Below are 25703 nucleotides of genomic sequence, written 5' to 3' on the forward strand. Positions count from 1 at the left end.
TGATGGGCGGCCTCTCGATCACCCTGGTGCTGGTCGGCGTGACCGTCGCCGTCTCGTGGATGGCGTTCAACAACCCGCGCCTGCTCGACCGGCTGCTGCTGTGGCCGCCGGCGATCGATCGCAGGCACCAGTACGACCGGCTGGTCACCCACGGCTTCGTGCACGCCGACTGGATGCACCTGCTGTTCAACATGATCACGCTGTTCTTCTTCGGGCGGGCCACCGAGGCGTTCTTCGCCTCGTACATCGGCTCGTTCGGTTTCGTGCTGTTCTATCTCTCGGCGATCGTGGTCGCGATCCTGCCCACGTACCTGCGCCACCGGCACGATCCGCGCTACCGCAGCCTGGGCGCATCGGGCGCGGTCTCGGCGGTGCTGTTCGCCTACATCCTGCTGGCGCCGTGGGACCTGATCCTGGTGTTCTTCCTGCCGGTGCCGGCGATCCTCTATGCGGTGTTCTACGTCGTCTATTCGATCCGGATGGACCGCCAGGGCACCGACAACGTCAACCACAGCGCGCACCTGTGGGGCGCCGGCTACGGGGTGTTGTTCACCCTGATGATGGAGCCCCGGGTCGGGTCGCACTTCCTGGCGGCGCTGTTCAACCCGACGTTCTGACGGGCGGCGCTCACCCGGCCTGTATGCGCGGCATGCTACCCCGGCAGCGGATGCGGCACGGGCCGCGACGCGAGGGAGGCGACATGGCAACGAGGAAGGCGACTGCGAAGAAGGCTGCGAAGAAGACCGCGGCCGGGAAGCGGACGGCGAAGAAGGCGACGAAGAAGACGGCTGCCCCGAAGAAGACGGTGAAGAAGGCCGCGAAGAAGACCGCGGCGAAGAAGACCGTGCGCAAGACGGTCACCAAGCGGCCAGCCGCGAAGAAGACTGCGACGAAGAAGGCCACGCCGAAGAAGACGACGGCCAGGAAGGCGCCCGCGAAGAAGGCCACGACGAAGAAGACCGCCGCGAAGAAGGCCGCTGCGAAGAAGACCAGCGCCCGCAAGGCGCTCGCCAATACCCGCAAGCTGCTGCGGCAGAAGCAGGAACAGGCACGCCAGGTCCCGCCCTGGCAGGCGCTGGACGCGCGCCACGGGTCGGCCCCGCAGCCGGGGTTCCAGTCCGACGAAGCCCGGGTCCAGGCGGAGGCGCTTCACGAGGCGGAAACGCGGATGGCGGGGAACCAGGGCTCGATCAGCGCCCACGACCGCCACGACCAGGGCCGACGGGATTCGCGCTGAACACGGCGCAGGAACGGGAGCAGAGGAATGACGGAAGCCAGGGCAATCGACATCGGCCACGACGCGGAGCGCAGGCGCTTCAGCGCCACCGTGGACGGCCACCTGGGGTACGTGGACTACGCGCTCGACGGCGGGGTGCTGGAGATCCTGCACACTATCGTCCCCGACGCGATCGGCGGGCGCGGCATCGCCGGGCAGTTGGTGCGGGCGGCGCTGGACCACGCCCGCGCCAACGGCCTGCGCGTGCGCCCGACCTGTCCCTATGCCGACGCCTGGATGCGCCGCCACCCGGACTACGAACCGCTGCGGGAGGGAGCGGGGGGCTGACCTCCGATGCCGCCCATTCACACTTCCGGCCAAAAGTAGGTTAAGGTGCGCCCACTGTTCAAAGCGGGATCACGGTACATCGTGGCCCGATGCGGTTGATCCACACGATCCGCTACATCGTCGCGTCATTACCCCTTGCTAGACAGTCTCGGTTCCGCGCGTGCGGGCCGTGCCAATCCAACACCAAACGTTTCAAGGAGTAAGACATGTCGGATCGTCAGACCGGTACCGTCAAGTGGTTCAACGACGCCAAGGGCTTCGGCTTCATCACCCCGGAGAGCGGCGCGGACCTGTTCGTGCATTTCCGTTCCATCCAGGGCACCGGCTTCAAGTCGCTGCAGGAAGGCCAGAAGGTTTCCTTCAAGGTCGTCCAGGGCCAGAAGGGCCTGCAGGCGGACGAGGTCCAGCCGCTCTAAGCGGTCGCGTCCAACGCACCACGGAAAGGCCCGCCTCGGCGGGCCTTTTCTTTTGCCCGTCGTTCACGAGCCGCTCGCTAACGTGACCGCGGACAAGGCGGGGCAGGGAGCCCTCATGCGGCAGTTGGCACTGGCAGGGATGGTGGCATTGGCATTGTGCGCCTGTGGACGGGAACCCGCGTCCGGCACGGAACAGCGATCACCCGCGGGCACGGGCGGGTCGGTGGCGGCCGGGCCGGCGGACCCCGCGCCGGTGCCGGTCGCGCTCGACGACGTGATGGAGCGCGACCCACGCTACCTGATCGGCATCAGCTATCCGCCGGTGGCGCGCGCGCATCCCGGCCTGGCGCGCCTGCTGCAGGCCTATGCGGCCGCCGCGCGCGCGGAACTGATGCAGGCGGTCGAGGGCCTCGGTGACACCAAACCCCCCATGCCCTACGACCTGTCGCTGGCCTTCACCGAACTGGTGGCGACGCCGCAGGTGGTGGCGGTCGCGGCGGACGGCAGCAGCTATACCGGCGGTGCCCACGGCAACCCGCTGGTGGCCCGTTTCACCTGGTTGCCGGAAAGCAAGGAGCGCCTGACCGCGGCGAAGCTGGTTCCCACCGGGGCCGGCTGGCAGGTGGTTTCCGCCTACGTCCGCGAGCAGCTCGCCACCGACCTCTCGCAGCGCGTCGAGGCCGCCGGCTACCCGCCCGACGAGCGCGCGCAGCTGCTCGAGGGCGGCCTGCAGATGATCGACCAGGGCACCACCCCGGAGCCGGCCAACTTCGACCAGTTCGAGCCGGTGCTCGACGGCGACGGCCGGATCACGGCCCTGCGTTTCGTGTTCCCGCCGTACCAGGTGGGGCCCTATTCGGACGGCACGCAGTACGCGGAGGTGCCGGCCCGGGTGTTGCTGCCGGTGGTGGCCCCGGGCTACCGTCACCTCTTCCAGGGAGGCTGAAACGGGGAGGCTGCATGGCCATGCACCCCTTGCGGCAGCGGGTCCACGCGCTGCTGGAAGCAGCAGGGCTGGAGGCGAACGGCCCGGGCGAATGCGATCCGCGGATCCTCGACGACCGCTTCTACGGCCGCGTGCTCCGCCAGGGATCGCTGGGGCTCGGCGAGTCCTACATGGACGGCTGGTGGACGGTGCCGTCGCTGGACGGGATGCTGTACCGCCTCATGCGCCACGGCATCGACGAACGCGTGCACGGGCTCAGTTCCTGGCTCGACGACCTGCGCGCGCTGCTGCTCAACCTGCAGACCGGCCGGCGTGCGCGCAAGGTCGGCGAACAGCACTACGACCTCGGCAACGACCTGTTCGAGGCCATGCTCGGCGAGCGCCTGGTGTACAGCTGCGGCTACTGGCGCGAGGCCGGCGACCTCGACGCGGCCCAGGCCGCCAAGCTCGACCTGACCTGCCGCAAGCTCGGCCTGCGCCCAGGCATGCGCGTGCTCGACATCGGTTGCGGCTGGGGCGAGGCGCTGAAGTTCGCGGCCGAGCGCTACGGCGTCGAGGGCGTCGGCATCACCATCTCGCGCGAGCAGGCGGAATATGCGCGCCGGCTCTGCGCCGGGCTTCCGGTCGAGATCCGGCTGCAGGACTACCGCGAGCTCGACGAGCCGTTCGACCGGATCTTCTCGATCGGCATGTTCGAGCACGTCGGGGCCCGGAACTACGACACGTACTTCGACGTCGCGCGGCGCTGCCTGCGCGACGAGGAGGCCACCGGCGGCGGCCTGTTCCTGCTGCACTGCATCGGCGGCAACGTCTCGGTCACCCACACCGATCCGTGGATCGGCCGCTACATCTTCCCCAACTCGATGCTGCCCTCGGCGCGCCAGATCGCGGCCTGCACCGAGCGCCGCTTCGTGATCGAGGACTGGCACGGCTTCGGCACCGACTACGACCTGACCCTGCAGGCCTGGCGGCGCAACGTCGAGGCCGCCTGGGAGCGGCTGCCGCCGCGCTACGACGCGCGCTTCCGGCGCATGTGGCGGTTCTACCTGGCCGCCTCGATGGCCGCCTTCCGCGCCCGCCGGATCCAGCTGTGGCAGATCGTGATGTCGCCCCGGGGCGTGCCCGGGGGCTACGTCGGGCCGCGCTAGGCGACGTTTCACGCCGCGGCAACGGCCGGGTTGCTGAGATGGCGGTCCGGATTCATGGAGCCGCTCCCGATGATCGTTCGCCTGCCGCATTCGCATTCGCTGGACCAGGACGAGGGCCGCGCGCGTGCGCGCGTGTTCGGCGAGGAGGCCAACGGGCTGTACCCGGGCCGCAGCTGGAGCGAGGTCGAGCCGCAGATGGCGGACGAGTGGCGCCAGGTGCGCGGCGAGTCGCGGCTGCGCTGGTCCGAGGTCCGCCGCGACGCGCACGCCGCCTGGCAGGTGGCCAAGCTGGTCCACGACGACTGCCTGCGCGACCACGCCCCGGTGATGGCCGGCCGCAGCGGGGCATGAGCAAGGCATGGCTCGCCCGGTCTGGACAGGCACGCTCTCCTTCGGGCTGCTGAACATCCCGGTCTCGTTGATGACCGGCGAGCGCAAGACCGACATTTCCTTCCGCATGCTGGACTCGCGCAACAAGGCGCCGGTCCGCTACGAGCGCGTCAACGCCGAGACCGGCGAGGAAGTGCCATGGAAGGACATCGTCAAGGCCTTCGAATACGAGAAGGGCAGCTACGTGGTGCTCGAGCAGGAGGACATCGCCTCCGCCGCGCCGGAAAGCCATGACGCGATCGAGGTCGAGGCCTTCGTCGAGGCCGACGCGGTCGGCCCGCGCTATTTCGAGAAACCCTACGTGCTGGTCCCCGCCAAGAAGGCGGAAAAGGGCTACGTGCTGCTGCGCGAGGCGCTGCAGAAGACCGGCAAGATCGGCATCGCGCGGGTGGTGATCCGCACCCGCGAGCACCTGTGCGCGGTGATCCCGCACGAAAACGCGCTGCTGCTGATGATGATGCGCTACCCGCAGGAACTGGTGGACATCGGCGAGTACAACATCCCCGAGGGCGCCAAGGGCGACTACCGGATCAGCGCCAAGGAGCTGGCGTTCTCCGAGCAGCTGATCGAGACCATGTCCGGCGAGTGGGACCCGGAGGCCTACCACGACGAATTCCGCGAACGCCTGCAGAAGGTGATCCAGGAGCGGATGAAGGCCGACGGCGTGGTCAAGCGCGCCGCCGAGGAGCCGGAAGTCGAGGAGGGCGCCGCCACCAACGTGGTCGACTTCATGTCGCTGCTGCAGCAGAGCATCGACCGCAACAAGCGTACGCCGGCGAAGAAGAAGGTGCCGGTGAAGAAGACCGCGAAGAAGGCCAAGGCCGCGAAGAAGACGACGAAGAAGTCGAGCGCGCGCAAGCGTGCGTGACGGAGTGGCGGCGTGAGCCTGCGCGAGTACGCACGCAAGCGGCGCTTCGGCGAGACCCCGGAACCGGGGGACGAGGCGCCCCGCCCCGGCAAGCGCGGGCGGCGCCCGATCTTCGTGGTCCAGCTGCACCACGCGCGTGCCCGCCACTACGACTTCCGCCTGGAGATGGACGGCACGCTGAAGAGCTGGGCCGTGCCCAAGGGACCGTCGTTCCGCCTCGGCGAGAAGCGCCTGGCGGTCGAGGTCGAGGACCATCCCATCGGCTACGCCGACTTCGAGGGCGACATCCCGGAGGGCAACTACGGCGCCGGCCACGTGGACATCTTCGACCGCGGCGTGTGGAGCGCGAGCGGCGATCCGCTCGAGTCGCTGGCCGCCGGCAAGATCGAGTTCACCCTCCACGGCGAGAAGCTGCAGGGCGGCTGGAAGCTGGTGCGCACCCAGCAGGTGCGCAGCGGCAAGCCGCAGTGGCTGCTGTTCAAGCGCGACGACGAGTGGGCCGGCGACCTCGAGGCCGACGACCTGCTGGACGGCAGCGGCAAGGCCAGGGGAGGCAAGCGCAAGCAGCCTGCACCGGCGTCCGCGGCGAAGAAGAAGCGTGCGCGCCGCCGCCGGGTGGACTGGGCGGCGCGCGCGGCGGCGCTCGAGGGCGCGCGCCCGAAGCCCAGGTCCTGGAAGCCGCCGGGTCCCCAACTGGCCACACTGCGCCAGGCACCGCCCGAGGGCGACGACTGGCTGCACGAGCTGAAGTGGGACGGCTACCGGCTGCTGGTCGAGGTCGCCGACGGCGAAGTGAAGCTGCGCTCGCGCAACGGCCTCGACTGGACCCCGGATTATCCCGACATCGTGCAGGCCTTCGAGGCCCTGCGCATCGACGACGGCAGCTTCGACGGCGAACTGATCGCGCTCACCGCCAAGGGCAACGACGACTTCGGCCTGCTGCAGAAGGTGATCTCCGGCAACGCCGACGCGCCGCTCAAGTGCATGCTGTTCGACATGCCCTCGCTGGCCGGGCAGGACCTGACGCGCACTCGTCTGGACGAGCGCAAGGCGCTCCTGGAGGAACTGCTCGAAGGCGCGGCGCCCGTGCTCGGCTACAGCCAGCACATCGTCGGGCACGGCGCGGAGGTCTTCGCCGCCAGCCGCAAGCAGGGCATGGAGGGCATCATCAGCAAGCGCGTCCGGGCCGGCTACGTCGCCGGCCGCTCCGGGAGCTGGATCAAGACCAAGCACGCGCAGTCGGACGAGTTCGTGATCGTGGGCTTCACCGCGCCGAAGCGCTCGCGCACCGCGTTCGGTTCGCTGCTGATGGCGACCCGCGAGCACGGCGCGCTGAAGTACGTCGGCCGGGTCGGCACCGGCTTCGACGACGCCACCCTGCGCGCGGTGCTCGAGCGCCTGCAGCCGCTGGCGCGGCGCGAGCCCACGGTGCTTCTGCCGGCGCACGTACCGTTCCGGCCGCGCGACGTGACCTGGGTGGAGCCGGAATTGGTGGCGGAACTCGAGTTCCGCGGTTTCGGCAAGGAGGGCCTGCTGCGGCAGGCCAGCTTCAAGGGCCTGCGCGAGGACAAGACGGTGAAGGACATCGGCGACCAGACCGCCGCGGGCGAGGCCGTGCGCCTGACCAGCCCCGGCAAGATCATCTTCCCCGAACTGCGCATCACCAAGCAGCAGGTCGCGGACTACTACCGCACGATCGCGCCGCTGCTGCTGCCCGAGTTGCGCAACCGGCCGCTGTCGCTGGTGCGCTGCCCGGACGGCATCAAGGGCCAGTGCTTCTTCCAGAAGCACCACGCCGCCACCCTCGGCGACAGCGTGCGCTCGGTGGCGATCCGCGAGAAGGACGGCGGCAGCGAGGACTACCTGTACGTGGACGACGTCGCCGGACTGCTCGAGCTCGTGCAGATGAACGTGCTCGAGTTCCACCCCTGGGGCGCGCGCATCGAGGACGTGGAGCACCCGGACCGGCTGGTGTTCGACCTGGACCCGGGACCTGGCGTGGACTGGGCCGCGATCAAGGCCGCGGCGCGCGACGTCCGCGACCGCCTCGCCGAAGTCGGACTGGAGAGCTTCCTGCGCCTGTCCGGCGGCAAGGGCCTGCACGTGGTAGTGCCGATCGCGCCGGAGCAGGACTGGACGCGCGCCAAGGCGTTCTGCGAGGCGTTCGCGCGCGCGATGGCCACCCAGGCCCCGGACCGCTACGTGGCCACCGCCACCAAGTCCAAGCGCGGCGGCGTCATCTTCATCGACTGGCTGCGCAACGGCCGCGGCGCCACCAGCGTGGCGAGCTGGTCATTGCGCGCACGCAAGGAAGCCGGCGTGGCGGCGCCGCTCGCCTGGAGCGAGCTCGGCCGCACGAAGTCCGGCAACGACTACAACCTCGACAAGGCCCTCCGCCGCGCCGCCGCCCAGCGCAAGGACCCCTGGCCCGACTGGGCCGCCGCCACCAAGCAGTCCCTGCCGGACCTTTGAGACATTCTTTGGCCACAGATCACACAGATTGAAAAGGATCAAAACGAACTGGGCCCGCGCAACTTCAAGCTCGCGCGGGCCCAATCCTTTTTTTATCTGTGAAATCTGTGGCTAGCTGTTGCTCAGTCCAGGCCGCGGCGCTCGAGGAGGGGCTGGATGTCGGGGGCGTGGCCGGCGAAGTCCTGGAACAGTTCCAGGGCATCCTTGCTCCCGCCCTGCGACAGCAGGGTGGCGCGGAAGTGGTCGCCGTTGGCGCGGCTCAGGCCGCCGTTGTCCTTGAACCACTGCACCGTGTTCGCGTCCAGCACCTCGGACCAGATGTAGGCGTAGTAGCCGGCCGCGTAGCCGCCCATGATGTGGCTGAAGTAGGGCGTGCGGTAGCGCGGCGGGACCGCGGCGAAGTCGAGCCCGACCTTCGCCAGCGCGGCGGCCTCGAACGGCATCACGCCGTCCGGGCCCGGGATCTGCGAGGCCTCGGTCAGCTGGTGCCACTCCTGGTCGAGCATCGCTGCCGCCAGGTACTCGGTGGTGGCGAAGCCCTGGTTGAACTTGCTGCTGGCCAGCACCTTGTCGAGCAGCTCGCGCGGCATCGGCTCGCCGGTCTGGTAGTGCTTCGCGTAGTTGGCGAGCACGCTCGGCCAGTCGGCCCACATCTCGTTGACCTGCGACGGGAACTCGACGAAGTCGCGCGGCACGCTGGTGCCGGAGAAGTACGGGTACTTCACGTTCGAGAACATGCCGTGCAGCGCATGCCCGAACTCGTGGAACATGGTCGTCACCTCGTCCCAGGTCAGCAGCGTCGGCTCGCCGGCGGCCGGCTTGGGGATGTTGAGGTGGTTGGCGACCACCGGCTTGTAGCCGGTCAGTCCGGACTGGTCGACGTAGGAGTTCATCCACGCGCCGCCGCGCTTGGACGGGCGCGCGTACATGTCGGCGATGAAGATCGCCAGCTGCGAGCCGTCCTTGTCGAACACGTCGAACACGCGCACGTCTTCCTGGTACACCGGCAGGTCGTGGCGCTCCTTGAAGGTCAGGCCGTAGACCTGGTTGGCGGCGTGGAAGACACCGTTCACCAGCACGTTGTCCAGCTCCAGGTACGGCTTGAGCTGCGACTCGTCGAAGGCGAACTTCTCCTGGCGCACCTTCTCGGTGTAGTAGGCCCAGTCCCAGGGCTGCAGCTGGAAGGTCGGCTCGCCCTTGGCGGCCTGTTCCTTGTCGATCATCGCCTGCAGGTCGGCGGCTTCCTTCCTGGCGTTGGCGACCGCGGCCGGGGCCAGGCGGCCGAGCATCTCGTTCACCGCCTGCGGCGTCTTCGCGGTCTCGTCGGCGAGCACGAACGAAGCGTAGTCCGGGTAGCCCAGCATCTTCGCGCGCTCCAGGCGCAGCGCCATGATCCGCGACACCAGGCCGGTGTTGTCGTAGGCGTTGCCGCGGCTGCCGCGCGCGACCGAGGCCTCGTGGATGCGCTGGCGCAGGGCGCGGTTCTCGAGGTAGGTGTTCGGCGGCTGGCCGGTGGTGTTCTGCAGCGCGATCACGTACTTGCCGTCGAGGCCGCGCTTCTTCGCCGCTTCCGCGGCGGCGGTGATGTCGGCTTCCGGCAGGCCGGCGAGCTCCGCGCGCGTGTCGACCACCACCGCGGAATCGTTGACCTCGGCCAGCACGTTCTGGCTGAACTTGGTGCCCAGCTGCGCGAGCTCGGCGTTGATCGCCTTCAGCCGCGCCTTGTCGGCGTCTGGCAGCTGGGCGCCGGCGCGGACGAAGTTCTCGTAGTACTTCTCGACCAGGCGGCGGTCCTCGCCCTGCAGGCCGGAGGCGTCGAGGCCGTCGTGCACCGCCTGGATGCGGGCGAACAGCTTCGGGTCGAGCACGATGGCGTCGCGGTGCGCGGAAAACTTCGGCGCGTACTCGGCGCGCAGCGCCTCGCGGGCGTCGTTGGTGTCGGCGCTGATCAGCGCGTAGAACACGGTCTGCGCGCGCTCGAGCACGTCGCCGGTGCGCTGCAGCGCGACGATGGTGTTCTCGAAGGTCGGCGGCTCGGGGTTGTTGGCGATCGCCTGGATCTCGGCCAGCTCGGCGGCCATGCCGCGCTCGAACGCTGGGCCGAAGTCGCTGTCCCGGATCCTGTCGAACTGCGGGTAGTGCAGCGGCAGCGGGCTCTCGGCGAAGAACGGGTTGGCCTGGCCTTGGCCGGCCTCGGGTGCGGGAACAGACACGGGCGATGCGTCCTGTGCGGGGGCCTGGGGAGTAACGGCGGCCAGCGCGACGGCCAGCGCCAGGGCAAGGGGATGCCTCATGTCATTTTCGCTCCGGGATCGTGAATTCCAAGCGTAGCGGGTCCACGCGCCGCCTGCCCATGACGAAAGGCAGGGGCGCGGCTGCGGTTCACGTCGGCCAAACCGCCTTCCGGGCAGGCTGTCGGGGTTTCCCGCCAGTACAGGAGCCCCCCATGGAACTCGATAGCGTGATGACCGCCAACCCGGCCTGCTGCAGGCAAAACACGCCGTTGCGCCAGGTCGCGCAGATGATGGCGGACAACGACTGCGGGATGATCCCGGTGGTGGACGAGCAGGACGTCCCGGTCGGGGTGATCACCGATCGCGACATCGCCGTGCGCGCCGTCGCCGGCGGCAAGGACACCACCCGGGCGACCGCGGCCGACTACATGACCACGCCGGTGCGCACGGTGGTCCAGGACAGCACCCTGGCCGATTGCGTCGCGGCGATGGAGGCGGGACAGGTCCGCCGCATCCCGGTGGTCGGCGCGGACGGCAAGCTGTGCGGCGTGGTTGCGCAGGCCGACATCGCATTGACCGGCAACGACCAGGTCACCGGCGAGGTGGTGCAGCAGGTGTCCAAGCCATCTTGAGCAGGCCATCCTGAGCAGGCCTTCCTGAGCAGGCCGGCCTCGCCGCGGCTCACCTGAAGTCGCGCGAGCGCGCGTCCAGGCCGGCCAGCAGCGGCGACAGGTTCTCCAGCCGCGTCGCGACCAGGTGGCGGGTGCCGTCGGCGACCTGCAGGCGGCCCTCGACCGCCATCAGTTGCGATTCCAGGAACGCGCGCCGCTGGCGTTCGGCCACCTGCCGCCAGACCACCACGTTGACCATGCCGGTCTCGTCCTCGAGGGTCATGAAGGTGACCCCGCTGGCGGTCTGCGGGCGCTGCCGCGACACCACCAGCCCGGCGTAGCGCGCCGGGCGGCCGTCGGCGAAACCCTCGAGCTCGCGGGCCTGGCGGAAGCGGCGTTCGCGCAACTGCCGGCGCAGCAGCGCCAGCGGGTGCGCGCCGAGGGTCAGGCCCGTGCTGGCGTAGTCGGCGCGGGTGTCCTCCCACGCGCTCGGCGGTGGGATCGCGACGCGCTCCTCGTGCTGCGCCGTGCCCGCGAACAGCGGCAGTTGCTGCTGCGTGCCGGCGCCCAGCCAGCGCGCGCGATGGCGGTGCCCGGCGAGGCCGCGCAGCGCAGCGGCCTCGGCCAGCTTCGCCAAGCCGCCGCGGTCGAGGCCGGCGCGGTGCAGCAGGTCGTCGAGGTCGCGGAACGGCGCCTGCGCGCGCGCCGCGGAAATGCGGCGGGCGGCGCCTTCCTGCAGTCCCGCGACCATCCGCATCCCGAGGCGCAGCGCCGGCTGCCGCTCCGGTTCGCCCGGCCAGCCCTCGAGGCTGCAGTCCCAGTCGCTGTAGCGCACGTCCACCGGGCGCACCTCGATGCCCTGGCGGCGCGCGTCGGCGACCAGCTGCGGCGGCTGGTAGAAACCCATCGGCAACGAGTTGAGCAGGGCGCAGGAGAACGCCGCCGGCTCGTGGCACTTGATCCAGGCGCTGGCGTAGGCGAGCAGTGCGAAGCTGGCCGAGTGCGATTCGGGGAAGCCGTAGTCGCCGAAGCCCTCGATCTGCTGGAAGATGCGCTCGGCGTACTCCGGCGTGTAGCCGTTGCGCGCCATGCCGGCGAGCAGCGCATCGCGGTGCTTCTCGAGTCCGCCGCGGCGCTTCCATGCCGCCATGTCGCGGCGCAGCTGGTCGGCCTGTCCCGGCGTGTAGCCGGCCGCCTCCATCGCGATCCGCATCACCTGCTCCTGGAACAGCGGCACGCCGAGGGTGCGCTCGAGCACCTTGCGCAGGGCCTCGGACGGGTACTCGACCGGTTCCAGCCCCTGCCGCCGGCGCAGGTAGGGATGCACCATGCCGCCCTGGATCGGGCCGGGGCGCACGATCGCGATCTCGACCACGAGGTCGTAGAAGGTCTTCGGCTTCAATCGCGGCAGCATCGCCATCTGCGCGCGCGACTCGATCTGGAACACGCCGATGACGTCGCCGCGCCGGATCATCGCGTACGTGTCCGGATCCTCCGCGGGGATGTCCACCATCGCCAGCTCGCGGCCGCGGTGTGCGCGCAGCAGGTCCAGCGCCTTGCGGATGCAGGTCAGCATGCCCAGCGCGAGCACGTCCACCTTGAGCAGGCGCATGCTCTCGAGGTCGTCCTTGTCCCACTGGATGATGGTGCGCTCGTCCATCGCCGCGTTCTCCACCGGCACCAGCTGGTGCAGCGGGTGCTCGGAGATGACGAAGCCGCCGACGTGCTGCGACAGGTGCCGCGGCTTGCCCAGCAGTTCGCCGACCAGCGCCACCAGTTGCCGCATCGGCCGGCTGCCGGGATCGAAGCCGCGCTCGCGCAGGCGCTCGGCGGCGGGCGCGTCGGAGTCCCAGTTGCCGACCGTGCGGCTGAGCTGGGCAACCTGGTCCTCGGCCAGGCCGAGCGCGCGCGCGACGTCGCGGACCGCGCTGCGCGCGCGGTAGCGGATCACGGTGGCGGCGATCGCGGCGCGTTCGCGGCCGTAGCGTTCGTAGATGTACTGGATCACCTCCTCGCGGCGCTCGTGCTCGAAGTCCACGTCGATGTCCGGCGGCTCGTTGCGTTCCTCCGACAGGAAGCGTTCGAACAGCAGGCCCATGCGCGCCGGGTCGATCGCGGTGATGCCGAGCACGTAGCAAACCACCGAGTTGGCGGCCGAGCCGCGGCCCTGGCACAGGATCCCGCGCGAGCGCGCGAAGCGGACGATGTCGTGCACGGTGAGGAAGTAGGGCTCGTAGCCCTTGCTGCGGATCAGCGCGAGTTCCTTTTCCACCAGCGCGCGGGCCCCTGCGTCGATGCCCTCGGGCCAGCGTTCGCGGATGCCTTGCTCCACCAGGTGCCTCAGCCAGGTGTCCGGGGCGTGTCCCTCGGGCACCAGCTCGCGCGGGTACTGGTAGCCGAGGTCGTCGCGCAGCGAGAAGCGGCAGCGCGCGGCGATGCGCAAGGTCTCGGCGAGCAGCTCCGGGGGGTGGATCGCGGCCAGCGCGCGGCGGCTGCGCAGGTGGCGCTCGCCGTTGGGGAACAGGCGGGTGCCTGCACGCGCCACCGGCACGCGGTGGCGGATCGCGGTCATCGTGTCCTGCAGCGCGCGGCGCCCGCGCACATGCATGTGCACGTCGCCGCTGGCGACCGCGGGGATGCCGAGCTCGCCGGCCAGCGCCTGCAGCGCGCGCAGGCGCGCGTCGTCGTCGGGCCCGCGGTGCAGTTCCACCGCCAGCCACAGGCGGCCGTCGAAGCGCCGTTTCAGCCATTCGCCCTGTTCGCGCTCCGGCACCGTGCCCGGGATCCACAGCGCGAGCAGGCCGTGCAGGCCGACGGCGTCGAAGTCCGCGCGCTCGAGCCGGTACCCGCCCTTGGCCGAGCGGCGGCGGCCGCGGGTGATGAGCCGGCACAGGTTGGCGTAGCCTCCGCGATCCTCGACCAGCAGCACCAGCTTGAGGCCGTCGTCGAGGCTGAACTCGCTGCCGACGATCAAGGGCACGCCGCTGGCTTCCGAGGCCTCCAGCGCGCGCACGATCCCGGCCAGCGAGCATTCGTCGGTGACCGCCAGCGCGCGGTAGCCCTGCTGCTTCGCGCGCTCGAACAGTTCCGCGGCGTCCGAGGCGCCGCGCCCGAAGCTGAAGTCGGACAGGCAGTGCAGCTCCGCGTAACCGGGCAGGGCGTCGCTCATGCGAACCACCCGTGCAGCATCAGCGGCGCGTCGCCGGCGCCGGCGGGGCGGAACGCCCAGGCCCGCTGGCCCTCGCCGGTGTCCACCACGTAGTAGTCGCGGCGCACGTCGCCGCCGTCCCACCAGCCGCTCTCGACGCGCTCGGGCCCGGCCTGCACGCGCAGGCCGTGGCCGCGCAGCGGCAGCGGCCGGGGCAGCAGCCAGGTCGGGCGCGGCGCGCCGGGCAGGGGCTGGGTGGCGGCCGCCGGCAGCGGCACCCGCCGCCAGGCCTGTTCCGGGCGATGGTCGTCGTGCATCGCCAGCCCGTGCAACGCGTCTTCGCCGAGGCGCGCGCGCAGGCGCTCGCGCAGCAGTTCCCAGGGCATCGCCTGTGCCGGGCGTTCGTCGAACAGCTCGCGCCCGGCAGGCACGAACGGCGGCAACTGCGTGGCCAGCAGGCGCAGGCCGCGCACCGGTGCCGGGATCGCCGCCTGCTCCAGGCGGCTGCGCGCGAGCTCGAACAGCAGCGCCGGGTCGCGTTCGGCGGCCAGCAGTCCGACCGCGACCTCGGTGTCGGGGTGGCCTTCGTGTTCGAGCAGGACGGTGAAGCGCTGCACGCCGCCGTCGCGGCCGGCCAGGTAGGCGCCGAGGTCGGCGGTCATGCGCCGCAACGGGAACAGCAGCGCCTGCGAACTCTCGACCTCGTGGCCGAGCTCGATGCGCAGGTCGAAGCGGTCCGGCGGCGCGTAGGCCACGTGCGGGTCGGGGGCGCCGCGCAGGCGGTCGAGGTGCTGCAGCAGGCCGGTCCCGAAGCGCTTGCCGAGCGCGTCGCGCGGCGCGGCGAACAGCTGTCCCAGCCGGCGCAGGCCCATCGCATGCAAGGCCTCGGCCTGCTTCGGCTCCAGTCCCGCGCGCGCCACCGGGATGCGCGACAGCGCCACCTGCAGCCGCGCCTCGTGCACGATCGCGAGTCCGTCCTGCACCCCGGCGAGCACGCGCGCGGCGCGCGGGTTCGGCGCCACCGCGATGCGGTGCGCGAAACCGAGTTCGCGCAGGTCCGCGCGCAGCCGCCGCTCGAACACCGGCCACGGCCCGAACAGGCGCAGGCTCGCGCGCACCTCGAGCGCGATCGCGTCGTCGAAGCCGGCCAGCACCTGCGAGCTGTAGCGGTAGGCCCAGGCGGCGAGGAAGTCGCGCCAGCGCGCGGTCTCGGCCGGGTCGTGCTCGACGGTGGCGAAGTCGGCCAGCAACGCGTGCGCGGCCGCCAGTGCCTGGCCGCGATGCAGGCCGGCGCGCGCGGCGGCGGCATTGACCGCCACCAGCACGCGCCGTTGCGCCGGGCCGCCGACCAGCGCCAGCGGCGCTTCCGGACGCGGGTGCCGGCGCAGCACGCCGTCGAGCGCCAGCGTCGGCAGGTGGATGCAGGCCCAGAGCATCGTGGGTCAGCCCGCGGCGGGCAGCTCGAAGGCGCGCGCGGGCGGCGTGCCGCCGCGGCACTTCACCACCCGCAGTCGCGGCGGCGCGCCCTGGATCGCGAGCCGCAACGCCGCCGGCGACGGGTTGGCGAGCGCGCGCAGGTCGCGGAACACGAAGCCGAGCGCGCGCCCGCTGTCCGCCGCCACCTGCAGCCGGCGCAGCGCGCGGTCGTCGGCATGCGCGCCCTTCGATCCCGGCGGCCAGGCCAGCACCGCGCCGGTGCAGCCCGCGCGCAGGCACTGCTCGGCGGCCCACAGCGCTTCGCGCGGCGGCGCCTCCACCACATGCAGGTGCGCCAGGTCCACGCCGGCCTGGCGCCAGGCGACGGGAAAGGGCAGGTAGGGCGGCGCCACCAGCACCACCGGCAGCCCGGCGCGGGTCAGCCGTGCGAGGGTCGGCAGCAGCAGGCGCAGTTCGCCGACGCCGTCGGCGGGCAACAGCAGTTCGGTGAGCGCGGCCCGCGGCCAGCCGCCTTCCGGCAGCGCCGCGTCCAGCGCCGCGTGTCCGGTCGGCTGCGGCGCGTGCGCCGGCGGCGACGGACGGCCGCGCCAGACCCGCTGTTGCGAGAGCAGGCTTTCGAGTGCGACGACCTGGCCCATGCTCAGGTCCTGACCAGCCCGCAGTACACCCCTTCGATGGCGAAGTCCTGGCCGCGCGCGACCTCGATCGGCGCGTAGTCCGGATTGCGCGGCAGCAGGCGCACGGACTGCCCGCGCAACTGCAGGCGCTTGATCGTCAGTTCTCCGTCCAGCCGCGCCACCACCACCTGGCCGTCGCGCGCATCGCTGCCGCGCTTCACCGCGACCAGGTCGCCGTCGAGGATGCCTTCGTCGCGCATCGAGTCGCCGTGCACGCGCAGCAGGTAGTCGGGGCGCAGCGGGAACAGCGCCGGATCGAAGCGCAGCACGCGCTGCACGCCGGCGTCGGCGCCGATCGGCGCGCCGGCGGCGACCCGCCCGAGCACCGGCAGTTCCAGCGACCGGTCCATGTGGGAGTTTTCAGCCAACCGGCTTTCAACCAATTTGATCCCGCGCGCCTTCCCCGACAGCAGCTCCAGGTGCCCCTTGGCGGCGATCGCCTGCAGGTGCTTCTGCGCCGCGCGGGTCTGGCGGAAGCCGAACGCGGCCGCGATCTCGGCCCAGGTCGGCGGCAACCCGTCGCTCTCGATGCGCGCGCGCACGAAGTCCAGGATCGCCTGCTGCCGCTCGGTCAACTCGTCCATTCCGGAAACCCTGTAGGAGCGGCGCTGGCGCCGCGATTGCTCCAAGGTAACTATTTTAGTACCTGATAAGTCGCAGGAATACGCACAAGGAAATTCAATGACTTCCCTGTCTCAGTTCATGCGATTCGGAAAGAAGGTCGCGGCGCGAGCGCCGCTCCTACGGTCACTTCTCGACGAAGGCGCGCTCGAAGACGTAATGCCCGGGGGTGCCGATGCGCGGCGACGCGGTGAAGCCGCGGCCGTCGAGGAGCGCGCGGAAGTCGGCGAGCATGCCGGGGCTGCCGCACAGCATGGCGCGGTCGTGGTCCGGGTCCAGCGGCGGCAGGCCGAGGTCGGCCATCATCTGGCCGCTGGCGAGCAGGTCGGTCAGGCGCCCGCGGTGGCGCCTGCCGCCGTGCACGAAGTCCTCGCGGGTCACCGCGGGGTAGTAATGCAGCCGGCCGCGGACCAGTTCGCCCAGGTATTCGTGGTTGGGCAGGACCTGCTCGATGTCCTCGCGGTAGCAGAGGTCCTGCACGCGGCGCACGCCGTGGCACAGCACCACGTGCTCGAAGCGCTCCCAGGTCTCCGGATCCTTGATGATCGACAGCCACGGCGCGAAGCCGGTGCCGGTGCCCAGCAGGTACAGGTTGCGGCCCGGATGCAGGTCGTGCGCGAGCAGCGTGCCGGTGGGCTTGCGCCCGACCAGCACCTTGTCGCCGGGCCGGATGTGCTGCAGCCGCGAGGTCAGGGCGCCGTCGGGCACCTTGATGCTGAAGAACTCGAGGTGTTCCTCCCAGCTCGCGCTGGCGATCGAATAGGCGCGCAGCAACGGCTTGCTGCCGCCGTCGGGCTGCGGCAGCTCCAGCCCCAGCATCACGAACTGGCCGCTGGTGAAGCGCAGCCCGGGATCGCGGGTGGTGGAGAAGCTGAAGTAGTCGTCCGTCCAGTGGCGGACGTCCAGCACGGTTTCGGTGCCGAAGGCGGAGGACATGGCGCGGGGGAACTGCAGGAAGGCCCCCATTGTACCGGAACCGCTGCGTTCACGATGGGCCAACGCCACGGCTGGGACACTGTGGTTTCCCCGCCGGAACGTGAGGTGCAGCATGGCCAGGAGCGCCGGAGACCCCATCCTCGACTCCATCCACGTGGACCGCCCGCACGTGGACCGCCCGGGCGCCTCGCGCACCCGCGACCAGCTGTTCTGCCTCGAGCTCGCAAGCCAGGCCGCCGACGTCTACTTCGACCGCACCTGGGAACAGATCGAGCCGATCCTGGAGAGCACCTGGGAGAACGGCACCCACGAGATGTCGTGGTGCGAGGCGCGCTGGTTCGTGAAGTGCGCCTGGACCGACTGCCTCAACCGCGGCGCCGCCGGGCACGCCGACGTCCTCGACGCGCGCACCGCGACCCTGTAGGCGTCAGCGCGGCCCGCGCTCCTCGCGCGGGCGCGCCTTGCGATCGCCGAACAGCGCGCTGGCCACGATCATCAGCCCCAGTACCGCGCCGACCAGGAACAGCACCAGCGCGATCGCCGGGTAGCCCAGGATCCGCCATCCGGAATCCACCCGCATCATCATCGCCGAGGCCACGATCAGGGCCGCGGTCACCAGGCCGGCGGAGATGCGGTTGGCGATCTTCTGCAGGCTCTCCATCAGCGGCGAATCCGCGATCCCGTCCACCCGCACCTGCATCCGGTTCTCGGCCAGCAGCGAAAGCAGGTCGGAGAGCTTGCGCGGCGCCTCGCGCAGCAGACCCTGCACCTCGATCAGCTCGCTGGCGATGTTGGAGGGCGAGAACGAACGCTTCAGGCGCTCGCGCATGACGTGGTCCAGGTGGTCCTCGACCACCGCCTTGACGTCGAGCTCGGGGTCGAGCGCGTCGGACACCTGCTCCAGGTTGAGCAGGGTCTTGCCCAGCAGGCTGAGCGCCGGCGGCGAGCGCAGGCCGCAGGCGGTGGACAGGGTCACCAGCTCCAGCATCAGCCGGCCCTCCGACTGCGAGGTCTGGTGGCTGTGCGCGGCATAGCGCGCGACCATCTGCCCGACCTCGCGCAGGAAGCGCTCCTCGTCGAAGCACTCCAGCCGCGTGCCCATGTCGATGGTCTCGTTCGCGACTTCCTCGCCGCGCCCGTCCACCGCCGCGAACAGCAGCTTGAGCAGGCGGTCGCGCTGCTTCGGCGGCACGTGCGCGATCATCCCGAGGTCGAACAGCGCCAGCCGCCCGTCGTGGGTCACCAGCAGGTTGCCGGGATGCGGGTCGGCGTGGATCTCGCCGTGCACGAACACCTGGTCGAGGTAGCCGCGCACCAGCGCCTCGGCCAGGCAGTGCAGCGGCTGTTCGGTGCGTTGCACGCCGCCGATCTCGGTGACCTTGGTGCCGCGCACCAGGTCCATGGTCAGCACCCGGGTCGCGGTCAGGTCCCAGTACGGGCGCGGCACCACCAGCTCCGGGTAATCGCGCAGGTGCTCGCCGAAGCGCTCGAGGTTCTCGGCCTCGGCGCGGTAGTCCAGCTCCGCCATCAGCGTCTTGCGGAACTCGTGCACCCAGTCGGCGAAGTGCACGCGCCGGCCCATCTCGGTGTGGCGGTCCGCGCTCTCGGCGAGCCCGGCGATCGCGTCGAGGTCGGCGCGCACCAGGTCGGCGATGCCCGGGCGCTGCACCTTGACCGCGACCTCGCGGCCATCGCGCAGGGTGGCGCGGTGCACCTGCGCCAGCGAGGCGCAGCCCAGCGGGTGCTCGTCGAAGGAACCGAACAGCTTGTTGATGCGACCGCCCAGCGATTGCTCGACCACCTCGCGTACCTGCGCGAACGGGATCGGGGCGACGTCGTCCTGCATGCGCTCGAGCGCGGCGATGTAGGGCGCGGGCACCATGTCCGGGCGGGTCGAGAGCGCCTGCCCGATCTTGACGAAGGTCGGGCCCATCGCCTCGAGGTCGTCCACGAACTGCTCCGGCTTGCCCTCGGTGGGCGGCGGCTCGGACCCCGGCGCCAACGCGGCCTTCTCCAGGTCGAGGCCGGTGAACACGCCGGCGCTGCGGTACTTCAGCAGGAAGCGCAGGATCTGTGCGGTCCGGGCAAGGCCCCGGCTGGGCTGGTTCATGGTGGGGTCCGGGTCGGTGGCCGCGGTGCGGCGATGCACGCAGCCTAGCCAGCGCGCCGTCAAGACAGCTTCATCACGACGGCGGCAACACCACGGCGACAACACGGGCGCCGGTGCACCATGGGCCCATGCGGCACGGCGACACTCTGTGGACGATCGGCCATTCGACCCGCCCTTGGGAGGACTTCGTGGCGCTGCTGCGCGAGCACGCGATCGTCTGCCTGGTGGACGTGCGCCGCTTCGCCGGTTCGCGCCGCAACCCCCAGTACGGGCCGCAGGAGATGGCGCCGGCACTGGCGGGCGAGGGCATCGCCTATCGGCCGATGCCGGCCTTCGGCGGGCGCCGCAAGCCGGACGAGGACTCCCCCAATGGCGCCTGGCGGGTGGCCGCGTTCCGCGGCTATGCCGACTACATGGCAAGCGACGAGTTCGCGGCCGCGCGCGCGGAACTGATGGCGCTGGCGCGCGCGCAGCGCACCGCGGTGATGTGCGCCGAAGCGGTGTGGTGGCGCTGCCATCGGCGCCTGATCGCCGACGACTTCACCGCCCGCGGCTGGACCGTCCAGCACATCATGGCCCCCGGCAAGCTCCAGCAGCACCAGCTCCACCCCGAAGCCCGCCTCCACGGCGACCACCTCGTCTACCCACTCGGCGGCGCCGCCCAGGAAAAGCTTTTTTAGCTGTTACTTCTTGGAGCGGATGAAGAGGGTGCTGGTCTTGCCGTCGGGGGTGGTGCGGTCCTCGAGGCGGTAGTCGGGGTGGGCGGCGACCAGGTCCTTGAGCTTGCGGAAGCCCCAACTGCGCGGGTCGAAGTCGGAGGCGAGGCGGACCAGGTTGCTGCCGACCGCGCCCAGGTGCGCCCAGCCGCTGTCGTCGGAGGCCGCGTCCACCGCCTCGCGCAGCAGCGCGTCGAGCTTGCGGTCGCGCTTGAGCTTCGCGGTCTTCTTCGCCGGCTGCTTCTGCTTGCCGTCGCGCCGCGGCTCGCCGTCGTCGTCGCCCAGGTTCTCGACGTACACGAACTTGTCGCAGGCGGCGACGAAGGCCTGCGGCGTCTTGCGCTCGCCGAAGCCGTACACGGTCAGGCCCTGCTCGCGGATGCGCGCCGCCAGCCGGGTGAAGTCGCTGTCGCTGGAGACGATGCAGAAGCCGTCCAGGTGGCCGCCGTACATCAGGTCCATCGCGTCGATGATCAGGGCGCTGTCGGTGGCGTTCTTGCCGGTGGTGTAGTTGAACTGCTGGATCGGGGTGATCGAGTGGGTCAGCAGGCCGTTCTTCCAGCCGCCCAGGTGGCCGGAGGTCCAGTTGCCGTAGGCGCGGCGCACGCTGGCGTTGCCGTACTTGGCGATTTCCGCCAGCAGCGCGGGCAGGGTGGCGGGGTTGCTGTTGTCGGCGTCGATCAGGATCGCCAGGCGGGCGCTTCCGTTGCTGGCCATGCGGTGCTCCTCGAGGGTCGACCCGACGATACCACCGCGCCGGGTTATGCTCGGGGCATGACCCCGCCGCGCCCACCACTGCCCGACGCCCCGGCGATCGCGTTCCTCGCCAGCAAGGCGGAGGGCGCGCAGCTCGCGCTGGCCGAGCTCGAGCGCGCCTATGGCCGGGTCGCGCCCGAGGACGCCGACGTGCTGGTCGCGCTCGGCGGCGACGGCTTCATGCTTCAGGTGCTGCACCGCCACGGCGCGCTGGGCAAGCCGGTCTACGGCATGAAGCACGGCGGCGTCGGCTTCCTGATGAACCACTACCAGCGCGACACCCTGGTCGAGCGCCTGCACGGCGCCGAGCCGGCGGTGCTGCGCCCGCTGGAGATGCTGGCGCAGACCGAGTCGGGCACCAGCACCGGTTCGCTGGCCTACAACGAGGTCTCGCTGCTGCGGCAGACCCGGCAGGCCGCGCACATCGGCATCGACCTCAACGGCAAGCCGCGCCTGGACGAGCTGATCTGCGACGGCGTGATGGTCGCGACCCCGGCCGGCAGCACGGCCTACAACTATTCCGCCCACGGCCCGATCCTGCCGCTGGGCTCGAGCGTGGTGGCGCTGACCCCGATCGCCGCGTTCCGCCCGCGGCGCTGGCGCGGGGCCCTGCTCAAGTCCGTGACCGAGGTCCGCTTCCGGGTGCTCGACCCCTACAAGCGGCCGGTCAGCGCCACCGCCGACTCCCACGAGGTCCGCGACGTGGTCGAGGTCACCATCCGCGAGTCCCACGACCGCACCGTGACCCTGCTGTTCGACCCCGAGCACAACCTCGAGGAACGGATCATGGCCGAACAGTTCATCGCCTGACGTAACAACCATCGACCCCCCGGCCGGCCCAATCCGCCCCGGGTGGGGGCCCGGTGACCCGAGCTGCTCGGGAGGCCGGCAGTCCGCTGTCATCCAGGGGAGATGCGGCCGTGTTGATGGGGGATGGGGCGCACGAGGTGCGCATCAGTGTCCAGGGCCTGGCGCTGGGGATGTTCGTGAGCCGGCTCGACCGGCCCTGGCTCGACAGTCCCTTCCCGCTGGAGGGGCTGGCGCTCGAATCCGAGGAGGACCTGGCCAGGCTGCAGCGCATCTGCAGCCATGTCTGGGTGGACACCCAGCGCGGGCGGACGCCGGAACTGCGCTACATGGAGTTCGACCAGGCCGCCGCCAGCGTCCCGCCCGACGAGTTCGCGCGCTTGCGCAAGACCCGCTGGGCGATCAAGAGCGATTTCGCCGACGAGATGCGCGAGGCCGGCAAGGCCAACGCCGAGCTGGAGGCGGGCATCGCCGAAGTGATGCGCGACCTGCAGGAGGGCAAGCGCCTCGACGTGCAGCGGCTCAAGCACGGGGTCGAGGCGATGATCGACTCGATCCTGCGCAACCCGAACGCCTTCATCTGGCTGCGCGAGATGAAGCACCGCGACGCCTATGCCTACCAGCACGCGATGGGCTGCGCGGTGTGGGCGGCCAGCTTCGGGCGCCACCTCGGCCTGGAGCGCGAGGAGCTGGGCGTGCTGGCGATGGGCGGCCTGCTCAGCGACGTCGGCAAGGCGCGCGTGCCGCCGGAGCTGCTCGCCAAGCAGACGCCGCTGTCGCCGGACGAGGTGGCGCTGGTGCGCGAGCACGTGCGCCACGGGCTGGAGATCCTCGAGGACGCGCCGGGGGTCTCACCGGACACCGTCGAGATCGTGGCCACCCACCACGAGCGCTTCGACGGCAGCGGCTATCCCCATGGGCTCAAGGGGGGCGAGATCCCGATCTTCGGGCGCCTGGTGGGCATCGTGGACAGCTACGACGCCATGACCAGCCTGCGCCCCTACGCCAACAGCCGCTCCCCGCACGAGGCGGTTGCCGAGCTGTACCGGAATCGTGGCAAGCTGTTCCAGGCCGAGCTGGTGGAGCAGTTCATCCAGAACTGCGGGATCTACCCGATCGGCACCCTGGTGGAGCTGTCCAATGGGTCGGTCGGGGTGATCACCGAAGTGCACAGCCTCAAGCGCCTGCGGCCGCGGGTGATGCTGCTGCTCGGGCGCGACAAGGCGCCGCTGCCGCGGTTCCGCGAGGTGGACCTGGCCAGGATCGAACAAGACGAGGAGGGCGCGCCCCTGGTGATCCGGCGGGGCCTGCCGTCCGGGATGTACGGGCTGGATCCGGTCGAGCTGTTCCTGGGCTGACGGACCTTCGATGTCCACCACCGAAGACGAGCTGACCGGGCTGCACCACCGCCGCAGCTTCCTGTCGCTGCTGCGCCAGCAGGTCGGCTTCAGCAACGAGCGCAAGACGCTGCTCGGGCTGGTGGTGGTGGACCTGGACGGGTTCGCCCGGCTCAACGCCGCGCACGGCTACGGCTTCGGCGACGAGGCCCTGCGCCATGTCGCCCAGCACCTGCAGTCGGTGGCGCGGCAACAGGACTACGTGGCGCGGATCGGCGACAACCGCTTCGCCCTGCTGCTGACCCGGATGATGAACCAGGGCCACGCCGAGCTCGCGGTGCAGCAGGTGTTCCGCCACCTCGAGGTGCCGTTCCGCGGGCCGCAGGGCACGGTGCGGCTGATCGCCACCGCGGGCGTGGCCCTGTGCCCGCTGCACGCGACCCATCCGGAGCATCTCCTGCGCCAGGCCGAGAAGAGCCTGGAGATGGCGCGCGGCGCGGGCGCACGCTGGATGTTCCCGCCGGAGATCGAGCAGGACCAGGGCTTCTCCGAGTTCTGGGACCTGGAGATCGAGCTCGACGGCGCGATCGAGCGCGGCGAACTGCAACTGGGCTACCAGCCCAAGCTGCGCACCAGCGACATGCAGCCGGTCGGCGCCGAGGCGCTGATGGTGTGGCCGCACCGCAGCCGCGGCGTGGTGTCGCCGGAACAGTTCATCCCGATCGCCGAGAAGACCGGGCAGATCCGGCCGATGACCATGTGGGCGCTCAACACCGCGGTGCGCCACGCGGCCGCGTGGAAGCACCCGGGGCCGATGTCGGTGGCGGTCAACGTGCCGGCCGACATGGTCGTGCGCGACGACCTGCCGGACCTGGTCGAGAACGCCCTGCGCCTGTGGGGCGACCCGGCGGTGGAGCTGGTGCTGGAGATCACCGAGCGCTCGCTGGTGTCGGATCCGCGCCAGAGCTTCGGGATCCTGTCGCGGATCCGCGACCTCGGGGTCAAGGTCTCGATCGACGATTTCGGCACCGGGTACTCCTGCCTGGCCTACTTCAAGGACATCCCGGCGGACGAGCTGAAGATCGACCGATCCTTCGTGCAGGGCATGGTCTCGGACACCGCCAGCGCCGACATCGCCACCCTGATCATCGACCTGGCGCACCGCTTCGGGCTGTCTGTGGTGGCGGAGGGGGTCGAGGACATCGAGACCTTCAAGCTGCTGCGGCAACGCGATTGCGACGTGGTCCAGGGGCACTTCTTCGCGCGGGCGATGCGCACCGACGCCTTCGCCACCTGGCTGCAGGCGCGTTCGGCGGTCCGGGCCTAGTCTCGGCGCGGGAGACGCGGAACCGGGATACTGGGGCCATGGAAGCCGCCACGCCACCGCCCGGACCCCTCGTCGTCGCGATCTCCTCGCGCGCGCTGTTCGACCTCGAGGAGAGCCACCGCCTGTTCGAGCGCGAGGGCATCGAGGCCTACCAGGCCTACCAGCGCGAGCGCGAGGACGAGGTGCTGGCGCCGGGCATCGCCTTCCCGCTGGTGCGCAAGCTGCTGGCGCTCAACGCCGCGGCCCCGGTGGGCGAGGGCGGGGTGCCGCGGGTCGAGGTGATCCTGCTGTCGCGCAACTCCTCCGACACCGGGCTGCGCATCTTCAACTCGATCCAGCACCACGGCCTGGACATCAGCCGCGCGACCTTCACTTCCGGCGCGCCGACCTGGCCGTACGTGCGGCCGTTCGGGGCCGACCTGTTCCTGTCGGCCAATCCGGAATCGGTGCGGCGCGCGCTCGAGCACGGCATCGCCGCGGCCACCATCCTGCCGGCGAAGGCCCCGGCGCACCGCCACAACCAGCTGCGCATCGCCTTCGACGGCGACGCGGTGATCTTCGGCGACGAGAGCGAGCGCGTGTCGCGCGAGCAGGGCGTCGAGGCCTTCGGCCGGCACGAGCGCGAGCGCGCGCGCGAGCCGCTGTCGGGCGGGCCGTTCCGCGGTTTCCTGGACGCGCTGCACCGGCTGCAGGAAGCCTTCCCGCCGGGCGAGGACTCGCCGATCCGCACCGCGCTGGTGACCGCGCGCTCGGCGCCCGCGCACGAGCGGGTGATCCGCACGCTGCGCGAATGGGGCGTGCGCCTGGACGAGGCGTTGTTCCTGGGCGGGCGCCCGAAGGGCCCGTTCCTGGAGACCTTCGGCGCCGACATCTTCTTCGACGACTCCGACGAGAACATCGCCTCGGCACGCTCGCACGTCGCCGCCGGCCACGTGCCGCACGGCGTGGCCAACTCGTAGGAGCGGCGCTCGCGCCGCGACCGGGGACGAACTCGCCGCCATGGCGGCTCCCACGGTCGCGGCGCGAGCGCCGCTCCTACAGGATCCGGAGCGGGACCCGGCCGGCGTCGCGGCCGTCGGCGATCGCGAGCACGTCCGGGCCGCTGCGCCGGAACACCAGGTCGATGCGGTGCTCACCGACCTCCAGGTCGCGCAGCACCAGCCGGTCGACGCCGGCCGGCAG

At 70.9% G+C, this 25703-nt stretch carries 24 protein-coding genes; 16 read left to right on the top strand and 8 right to left on the bottom strand.

Translation table 11 applies throughout. The features are described 5' to 3' along the window. The first annotated feature begins 2 nt into the window (after positions 1-2). The 9 genes from E4F25_RS02245 (at position 3) to ligD (ending at position 7804) form a co-directional block, all read left to right on the top strand. Complete coding sequence (locus E4F25_RS02245) at positions 3-617, top strand: rhomboid family intramembrane serine protease (protein ID WP_140908641.1); 615 nt, start codon at positions 3-5, stop codon at positions 615-617. An 83-nt stretch (positions 618-700) separates the two neighbouring features. After that, on the top strand, positions 701-1237 hold the full coding sequence (locus tag E4F25_RS02250; RefSeq protein WP_140908642.1) for a histone H1-like repetitive region-containing protein: 537 nt from the start codon (positions 701-703) through the stop codon (positions 1235-1237). Positions 1238-1264: 27 nt separating this feature from the next. Beyond that, the gene (locus tag E4F25_RS02255; RefSeq protein WP_140908643.1) at positions 1265-1564 is read left to right on the top strand and encodes a GNAT family N-acetyltransferase; all 300 of its coding nucleotides are present in this window, start codon (positions 1265-1267) and stop codon (positions 1562-1564) included. Positions 1565-1770: 206 nt separating this feature from the next. After that, positions 1771-1980, top strand: a complete 210-nt coding sequence (locus tag E4F25_RS02260; protein ID WP_112926328.1) for a cold-shock protein — start codon at positions 1771-1773, stop codon at positions 1978-1980. A gap of 115 nt (positions 1981-2095) precedes the next feature. Continuing rightward, positions 2096-2926, top strand: coding sequence for a DUF3298 and DUF4163 domain-containing protein (locus E4F25_RS02265; protein ID WP_140908644.1), 831 nt, complete (start codon positions 2096-2098; stop codon positions 2924-2926). 14 nt (positions 2927-2940) lie between these two features. Continuing rightward, complete coding sequence (cfa, locus tag E4F25_RS02270; protein ID WP_140908645.1) at positions 2941-4074, top strand: cyclopropane fatty acyl phospholipid synthase; 1134 nt, start codon at positions 2941-2943, stop codon at positions 4072-4074. Positions 4075-4143: 69 nt separating this feature from the next. Then, the gene (locus E4F25_RS02275) at positions 4144-4425 is read left to right on the top strand and encodes a hypothetical protein (RefSeq protein WP_140908646.1); all 282 of its coding nucleotides are present in this window, start codon (positions 4144-4146) and stop codon (positions 4423-4425) included. Between the two features lie 7 nt (positions 4426-4432). After that, on the top strand, positions 4433-5332 hold the full coding sequence (gene ku / locus E4F25_RS02280; RefSeq protein ID WP_140908647.1) for a non-homologous end joining protein Ku: 900 nt from the start codon (positions 4433-4435) through the stop codon (positions 5330-5332). A 12-nt stretch (positions 5333-5344) separates the two neighbouring features. Next, a complete protein-coding gene (gene ligD / locus E4F25_RS02285) occupies positions 5345-7804 on the top strand; it encodes a DNA ligase D (protein ID WP_140908648.1) in 2460 nt (819 codons plus the stop codon). 122 nt (positions 7805-7926) lie between these two features. On the opposite strand, the gene E4F25_RS02290 is transcribed toward ligD, so the two are convergent. Next, on the bottom strand, positions 7927-10080 hold the full coding sequence (locus E4F25_RS02290; RefSeq protein ID WP_407062820.1) for a M3 family metallopeptidase: 2154 nt from the start codon (positions 10078-10080) through the stop codon (positions 7927-7929). Between the two features lie 170 nt (positions 10081-10250). Here E4F25_RS02290 and E4F25_RS02295 point away from each other — a divergent pair, with 170 nt between their 5' ends. After that, positions 10251-10670 (top strand): CBS domain-containing protein, encoded by a 420-nt coding sequence (locus E4F25_RS02295; RefSeq protein WP_140908650.1) that lies wholly within the window; start codon positions 10251-10253, stop codon positions 10668-10670. 49 nt (positions 10671-10719) lie between these two features. On the opposite strand, the gene E4F25_RS02300 is transcribed toward E4F25_RS02295, so the two are convergent. From E4F25_RS02300 to E4F25_RS02320, 5 genes are all read right to left on the bottom strand, one after another. After that, positions 10720-13818 (bottom strand): error-prone DNA polymerase, encoded by a 3099-nt coding sequence (locus E4F25_RS02300; protein WP_140908651.1) that lies wholly within the window; start codon positions 13816-13818, stop codon positions 10720-10722. Then, positions 13815-15233, bottom strand: a complete 1419-nt coding sequence (locus tag E4F25_RS02305; protein WP_140908652.1) for a Y-family DNA polymerase — start codon at positions 15231-15233, stop codon at positions 13815-13817. Before E4F25_RS02305 ends, E4F25_RS02300 begins: the two co-directional genes overlap by 4 nt. 6 nt (positions 15234-15239) lie before the next feature. Then, on the bottom strand, positions 15240-15872 hold the full coding sequence (gene imuA, locus E4F25_RS02310) for a translesion DNA synthesis-associated protein ImuA (protein ID WP_140908653.1): 633 nt from the start codon (positions 15870-15872) through the stop codon (positions 15240-15242). 2 nt (positions 15873-15874) lie between these two features. After that, positions 15875-16495, bottom strand: coding sequence for a transcriptional repressor LexA (gene lexA, locus E4F25_RS02315; protein ID WP_140908654.1), 621 nt, complete (start codon positions 16493-16495; stop codon positions 15875-15877). Positions 16496-16658: 163 nt separating this feature from the next. Next, the gene (locus tag E4F25_RS02320; protein ID WP_140908655.1) at positions 16659-17468 is read right to left on the bottom strand and encodes a ferredoxin--NADP reductase; all 810 of its coding nucleotides are present in this window, start codon (positions 17466-17468) and stop codon (positions 16659-16661) included. Between the two features lie 112 nt (positions 17469-17580). Between E4F25_RS02320 and E4F25_RS02325 the strand changes: the two genes are divergently transcribed. After that, entirely contained in the window at positions 17581-17892 is a 312-nt protein-coding gene (locus tag E4F25_RS02325; RefSeq protein ID WP_140908656.1) for a hypothetical protein, read from the top strand. A gap of 3 nt (positions 17893-17895) precedes the next feature. On the opposite strand, the gene E4F25_RS02330 is transcribed toward E4F25_RS02325, so the two are convergent. Beyond that, positions 17896-19578: an ABC1 kinase family protein gene (locus E4F25_RS02330; RefSeq protein ID WP_140908657.1), complete on the bottom strand. Its 1683-nt coding sequence runs from the start codon at positions 19576-19578 to the stop codon at positions 17896-17898. Positions 19579-19706: 128 nt separating this feature from the next. Between E4F25_RS02330 and E4F25_RS02335 the strand changes: the two genes are divergently transcribed. Next, complete coding sequence (locus E4F25_RS02335; protein ID WP_140908658.1) at positions 19707-20258, top strand: DUF488 domain-containing protein; 552 nt, start codon at positions 19707-19709, stop codon at positions 20256-20258. Positions 20259-20261: 3 nt separating this feature from the next. Here E4F25_RS02335 and E4F25_RS02340 read toward each other — a convergent pair whose 3' ends face one another. Then, the gene (locus tag E4F25_RS02340; protein WP_140908659.1) at positions 20262-21011 is read right to left on the bottom strand and encodes an NYN domain-containing protein; all 750 of its coding nucleotides are present in this window, start codon (positions 21009-21011) and stop codon (positions 20262-20264) included. A 57-nt stretch (positions 21012-21068) separates the two neighbouring features. Between E4F25_RS02340 and E4F25_RS02345 the strand changes: the two genes are divergently transcribed. From E4F25_RS02345 to E4F25_RS02360, 4 genes are all read left to right on the top strand, one after another. Next, complete coding sequence (locus tag E4F25_RS02345; protein ID WP_181168178.1) at positions 21069-21860, top strand: NAD kinase; 792 nt, start codon at positions 21069-21071, stop codon at positions 21858-21860. A 137-nt stretch (positions 21861-21997) separates the two neighbouring features. Next, positions 21998-23215 carry an HD-GYP domain-containing protein gene (locus E4F25_RS02350; RefSeq protein ID WP_220433176.1) on the top strand — a complete coding sequence of 406 codons (1218 nt, stop codon included), beginning with the start codon at positions 21998-22000 and terminating at the stop codon, positions 23213-23215. A 10-nt stretch (positions 23216-23225) separates the two neighbouring features. After that, entirely contained in the window at positions 23226-24521 is a 1296-nt protein-coding gene (locus tag E4F25_RS02355; RefSeq protein WP_140908661.1) for a putative bifunctional diguanylate cyclase/phosphodiesterase, read from the top strand. 38 nt (positions 24522-24559) lie between these two features. Next, entirely contained in the window at positions 24560-25480 is a 921-nt protein-coding gene (locus E4F25_RS02360; RefSeq protein WP_140910269.1) for a 5'-nucleotidase, read from the top strand. Positions 25481-25703 lie beyond the last annotated feature (223 nt).

Source organism: Cognatiluteimonas lumbrici (genome assembly GCF_006476065.1).
Classification (GTDB): Bacteria; Pseudomonadota; Gammaproteobacteria; order Xanthomonadales; family Xanthomonadaceae; genus Cognatiluteimonas; species Cognatiluteimonas lumbrici.